General features: G+C 34.5%; 8 protein-coding genes. 3 read left to right on the forward strand and 5 right to left on the reverse strand.

All coding sequences use genetic code 11. The features are described 5' to 3' along the window. The first annotated feature begins 416 nt into the window (after positions 1 to 416). Positions 417 to 920 carry a hypothetical protein gene (locus tag Q0296_RS10745; protein ID WP_298040444.1) on the forward strand — a complete coding sequence of 168 codons (504 nt, stop codon included), beginning with the start codon at positions 417 to 419 and terminating at the stop codon, positions 918 to 920. Between the two features lie 38 nt (positions 921 to 958). Next, on the forward strand, positions 959 to 1,375 hold the full coding sequence (locus tag Q0296_RS10750; protein WP_298040459.1) for a WYL domain-containing protein: 417 nt from the start codon (positions 959 to 961) through the stop codon (positions 1,373 to 1,375). Here Q0296_RS10750 and Q0296_RS10755 read toward each other — a convergent pair whose 3' ends face one another. From Q0296_RS10755 to csx20, 4 genes are all read right to left on the reverse strand, one after another. Continuing rightward, positions 1,376 to 2,059, reverse strand: a complete 684-nt coding sequence (locus Q0296_RS10755; protein ID WP_298040446.1) for a macro domain-containing protein — start codon at positions 2,057 to 2,059, stop codon at positions 1,376 to 1,378. A gap of 9 nt (positions 2,060 to 2,068) precedes the next feature. Beyond that, positions 2,069 to 2,689 carry a DUF4433 domain-containing protein gene (locus Q0296_RS10760; protein ID WP_298040448.1) on the reverse strand — a complete coding sequence of 207 codons (621 nt, stop codon included), beginning with the start codon at positions 2,687 to 2,689 and terminating at the stop codon, positions 2,069 to 2,071. 75 nt (positions 2,690 to 2,764) lie between these two features. Next, the gene (locus Q0296_RS10765) at positions 2,765 to 4,036 is read right to left on the reverse strand and encodes a TM1812 family CRISPR-associated protein (RefSeq protein ID WP_366939755.1); all 1,272 of its coding nucleotides are present in this window, start codon (positions 4,034 to 4,036) and stop codon (positions 2,765 to 2,767) included. 143 nt (positions 4,037 to 4,179) lie between these two features. Continuing rightward, entirely contained in the window at positions 4,180 to 4,545 is a 366-nt protein-coding gene (gene csx20 / locus Q0296_RS10770; RefSeq protein WP_298040452.1) for a CRISPR-associated protein Csx20, read from the reverse strand. A gap of 174 nt (positions 4,546 to 4,719) precedes the next feature. Here csx20 and Q0296_RS10775 point away from each other — a divergent pair, with 174 nt between their 5' ends. Then, a complete protein-coding gene (locus Q0296_RS10775; RefSeq protein WP_298040454.1) occupies positions 4,720 to 4,869 on the forward strand; it encodes a hypothetical protein in 150 nt (49 codons plus the stop codon). 18 nt (positions 4,870 to 4,887) lie between these two features. Here the strand turns inward: Q0296_RS10775 and Q0296_RS10780 are convergent, their stop codons facing one another. Next, positions 4,888 to 5,016: a hypothetical protein gene (locus tag Q0296_RS10780; protein ID WP_298040456.1), complete on the reverse strand. Its 129-nt coding sequence runs from the start codon at positions 5,014 to 5,016 to the stop codon at positions 4,888 to 4,890. Positions 5,017 to 5,194 lie beyond the last annotated feature (178 nt).

Consider the following 5,194-nt stretch of genomic DNA (forward strand, 5'->3'; position numbering starts at 1 on the left):
TTGAAGACGATGAAGAAGACTTTGAATAAGAACGTGAATAGCATTTTGCCATTTTAACCCCTTTGTGTTGAATTATTTTGTTTTTACATAGACTACTTCAAATGAGCCATGAATTTTGCTTCATGGCTGCATGGGCCAACTATTTAGAAGTTGGCTTCATGCGAAATGTGCCCTTAGTGGTTTGGACTTTGGTGTAGCCACCAAAGCTTTGACCCACCTTTTGGTGAGCACGAGCAGATGAGTAAGACCTGCTTGAAGACGATGAAGAAGACTTTGAATAAGAACGTGAATAGCATTTTGCCATTTTGGCCCCCTTGTGTTGAATTATTTTGTTTTGTTGGGAGAATTATAAAAGAGTGTATGGACATATTGTGTATAATTCATAAAAAACTTTAGAGAATATAAAGGATAAAGTAATGGACGCACAAACCAGGATACTATGGCTACTTAAAAAGCTAAATCGTGGCGAGATAATCAACACTGCACAAGACGAGCTGTGGGTAAATGAAAAAGATGATACTCCGAGGCTAAACTATAAAACAATAAGACGAGACTTTGATGCTATAAAAAGTGTATTTGGTGAGATAGAGATAAAGCGAACAGATCCTGGCTGCTACCAGGCTATCAATACAAATTTACTTGATGATTTGCTCGATGAGAGAAAGAGAAATGTCCTAAAGATAATCTACACGATGCTTGCCAAAAACTCTCAAAAATTTAACGAAACCAGCAAGAAAACGGCTATATCTCAAACTATAAATGAATCATTGGGCGTTTATGACTTTGTCACAAGCCCGATCGAGACGGAACTAGACAAAAGCGTCATAAAAACACTAGAAGATGCGATACGCTACCGCAAAAAACTTGCGATCGAGTATACCCCGACAAATAGGTCTGATAGCAAAAATTTAAAGAGGTAAAGCCATATAAAATTTTACTGATCAACGAAAATTTATATCTGGCAAATAGCAACAACGAGTATGATTTTTCACTTTTTAGGATAGCTGGGATAGTAAATTTAGAGGTTATCAAGGGTGAGACGTTTAATCACGACTATAACATAGATGATTTTATAAAAAACATCCAGACGCCGTTTGCGGTTTTTTCTCATGAGTGGAGAAGCTCACCTATAGAAGTACGGCTCGAGATCAGTCCGCAAAAAGCCTTTTTGTTTGAGAGAAAAAAATTTTTTCGCTCACAAAAGATCATAGAGCGCAAGTCAGACGGTGCGATCGTGGTCAGTTATCATTTTAGCGATCTTAAGGAGATAGAGTTTTTTATCATGGAGTTTTTGGGATACGTCAAAATTTTAGCCCCAGTGGAGCTAAAACAAAAGATCATAAAAAAGATAGAAGAAGGTAAAAATTTACTCTAACTAAAATAGTCTTTTTGGCATGCTTTTAACTATCCTAAAACATGCCTCAAGCGACTTATCGCCTATGCCAGGAGCCCTTAGCAAAGAGCTTAGCGAGTGATATAGCCCACTATCTATAGCATCTTTGATAGCTTGAAATCTTATATTTTTTACGCCCAAGATCTTGGTCTGCCTTTTTAGCTCATCGATATCAAAATTTAGTGCAAATTCATCGTATAAATCATCGCTTGCGCTCTCATCAAATTCCCAAATTTCACACTCTATTTCTAAAGACTCCAGAAATTCCATCATCAAATTTATAACTTCGTCTTTATCAAGTCCGCCATTTGCGGCGCCAAGAAGCGGAAATGCGATGTGGTTGATATTTTTGCTAGCATATGTATTTACAAATTTTTCAAGGCCTGCTTTTATGTAGCTCATTTTTGATGGATCTTTCCAGTACTTTTTGGTAGGGAAATTTAGCACCTGTCGCCCGTCAGCTGCTTTATATAGCCATAGCTTTCCTATATCTATTTTATTTGGGTTGTTCTCACCGCAAAGCTCGACATACCGCGCAAACATCTCAGGATAGCGCAGCCTAAACTCATAGGCTATACCAGCGCCCATGACGCCTACGCAGTTAATAGTATTTACGATAGTGCCTGCCTTGGTGTTAAATATATTTCCATTTTTTAGAGTTACCATTTTTTATCCTTAGAAAAATTTAGCTGGATCAACTATGACGTTGACATTATACATTTTAAGATCGCCAGCTAGTTGCTCTTCGATAGCTTTTTTACCAATTTGATCTTTAACATATATAGAGCGTATATAGCGGCTATAAACTACATCATTGATCAAAATTTCTGCCATCATTTTTTGCTTGATATCATCATATCTAATGCCATTATTGCACCATCTTTGAGAAAAAACCTCATTGAAATTTATGAAATTTGTATTTTGCAAGTCTGGCAAGTATCTGCTAAATTTGGCATCATCTGCAGACGCATTACGATTTGATATCAAAAAATCATCTTGGTGATCTTTAATAACTCTAACATCAAATCCTAAAATGATAACACGGGCATTGTTTCTATTTTTATAAAGCATAGCATTGCGAGGATTAAAATAAAATGGGACATAGTCGTGAATTTTATGTCCATATATGTGCTCAATCTTTTCACGTCTTGCATTAACCTCTTGGTTACTAATATCTACTTGTCTGTAGGTGTTGTAATGATTTTGCAAGCCACGTAGTAAAATATTTTTCAAGTTGTTAGAGTCTGTCATATGAAAAATTTCGCTCATGCCGTCTAAGAAAGTTTGGTTGCTCATTATAACCTCCGTTATTTTTTCGGAGATTATAAGAGGCATTATAGACATATAGTGTCTATAAAAAATATTAAATGGCTAACTATCTTGTATTTTTATAAAGTCTTGATATTTATCAAATAGCTTTTTTATCTCTTGTTTGATATGGCTAAATTCTTCTTCACTGATATTGCCATGTGCAAAGTCGTTGCGCAGGTCGTCTAACTGCTTGTGATATTTTGCCAGTTCATTGCTAGAGCCAAATTTTGTATTTATAATCCGTCTAATCTCTTTTATATCTTCTTTTGAAAGTTCAAGATACTTTAAATTTTTCATAGTCCTGCCAACAAAGTCATCATCAGTTTCATAAGCTCTAGTTTTTAACGACTGAATAAAGAAATTGCTTATCAGATAATTTTTTCTAATGCCCATAGTAGAGCATTCATCTAAAATTTTCTTATACACGATAGGGATATTTCTTTCAAAAACTCCAACTATGTAACTATTCACACTTTCAAACAGCAGCACCAACGACTGCAGCAAATAACCCTTTTTAAACATATCTTTGGCTAATTTATACCTAAAAATATATGCGCTATCGCTCCAGTCACATATTTTATTTAGCCTATCTTTTAGATCCCTAGCTCTTGATATCAGTGCAATATCATCTATCTTGTCAAGTTCTTTGATCAACTCGTTATGCGAGCTTTTTAACTTTGCAATATTTAGGCTTAGTATATTATTTGAAAAATCGTTTAAAGCATTTACTAGCGACTCAAATTTCTTTGCTCTTATGTGTTGAGCCAAAGTATAGTTTTGAGAAAAAGCTGCGATCACAAAAGCAATGTTGGCGATATCTAAGTATTGTCTTAGATCTATTATCTCGTATAGCTTGGATTTTTCTATCTCTTTTGCAAATAAGATTTGATCTATTTGAGAGACATTTGAGAAATTTTGTATGAGTAGATCAACTAGCGCTAACAAAGGCAGATGCCTAAAACCATGCGTCACGTCAAAGACGATCTTGCCAACACCACCTTTAACTAGGTCATCTACAGCTCTTTCAAATATCTCAAATATAGCTTCAAAATTTTTCTCATCTGTGATCTTGTAGCTATCGTTAAAATTTATCCTAAAATTTACATAGTGTGCCATTACCTCTTCGTTAAACTCTCTAGCATCGGCAGTATATATAGGCACTATATTTTCAGCACCAAATTTATCTGCTAGAAGAGGTAAGGTGTTAAAAAATTCTTGCGAGTTATCAGGGCTCTCACCAGCAAAATAGTACTTAGCACAGCCTTTGGTTTTGATGTTGTCTTTTTGTCCTTGTATACCAAGGATGGTGATAACGGCTGTTTTGTTGTTGATCTCTTCACTCTAGGGCGGATTTGCTTTTTTGACTATAGTTAGCGGCATTTTGCTTCCTTTGAATTTAACAACTTATATTTTTGAAGTATAGGAGATTATCTCGTTTTGCAACTTGTGTTTTACTTAATAAAAAAAGGTAGGTTTTATAAATACTCCCTAAATTTTTCATGCTTAAATTCACGCCTAGTTACCAATTTACCATCTATAGCAAGCTCTTTAACGATGCGTTTAGTAGTAGCATAGATGGTTTTTATCCCGATATTTTTAGCAAAATTTATCATGTTATAAGTAGCGCCAAAGTCACCTTGTACCAGCAAAATATCACCAGCTTTAGCTTCAAGCATCAACTCCTTTTTATATGTGTTTAAAGCATATAATATATTTTCATCTACTGGGTTGATATTTGACCACGTATCGTCGGTAATGTTTATTATATAGTCGATATCAAATGATTTTATAGCTTGATCTTTTTGCTCTTGTGTTAAATTATGGTTTATTAGAACAAACATTTTTTCATTATTATTCCTTTTTAAATAAACAAGATGGGATAGTATCTAGCAAGTTGGACACATTGTGGCAAAAAAGGAGCAAAATAGAAAAATTGCTTAGTTTTTAATTTTTATGACACATGCTGTCGTTTTTGGGCTTTATAATTGCTGTACTTCTATAAAATAAGGATAAAAATGAAAACAAAAGCAAGAGACACGACTATAGTGACATCTATCAAAGAAAGCATCAGCCTGCATGTAAGAGTCGTGAGATCTAAAAAGATCTACACAAGAAAGCAAAAAACCCAAAGGATATTAGAAGATCAACATAGCAGGTCTATATAAATATAAATCACTCAAAAACTATTGCACAAAATTTACATCAAGCCTATATCCAGCAGCATTAGCATAGGCATTTAAAGCAGAGATTGTTGGGGAAATTTTAGAGTTTAGGCTCTCTAGTCTTGAGATGTTGCTTTTACTAGTATTCATTCTGCTAGCTATCTCTTCTTGAGTCAGATTTGCCGCTTTTCTGATCTTTATGAGCTTTAACTTTAAATCAAATTCAACTTCAAGTCTATCGTACTCTTTTTTACTTCATCTTTTTCTAGTGCCTTTGCTTTAAAATCTTCAAAAGTAGGTCTCATTTTATCTCCTTTGCTCTTTGTAT

It is taken from the genome of uncultured Campylobacter sp. (assembly GCF_937890585.1).
Classification (GTDB): Bacteria; Campylobacterota; Campylobacteria; order Campylobacterales; family Campylobacteraceae; genus Campylobacter_A.

Coding starts and splice junctions, on each gene's coding strand:
- Q0296_RS10755 (WP_298040446.1), bottom strand. CDS start 2,059: ATGGTAACTCTAAAAAATGGAAATATATTTAACACCAAGGCAGGCACT.
- Q0296_RS10775 (WP_298040454.1), top strand. CDS start 4,720: ATGAAAACAAAAGCAAGAGACACGACTATAGTGACATCTATCAAAGAA.
- csx20 (WP_298040452.1), bottom strand. CDS start 4,545: ATGTTTGTTCTAATAAACCATAATTTAACACAAGAGCAAAAAGATCAA.
- Q0296_RS10780 (WP_298040456.1), bottom strand. CDS start 5,016: ATGAATACTAGTAAAAGCAACATCTCAAGACTAGAGAGCCTAAACTCT.
- Q0296_RS10760 (WP_298040448.1), bottom strand. CDS start 2,689: ATGAGCAACCAAACTTTCTTAGACGGCATGAGCGAAATTTTTCATATG.
- Q0296_RS10745 (WP_298040444.1), top strand. CDS start 417: ATGGACGCACAAACCAGGATACTATGGCTACTTAAAAAGCTAAATCGT.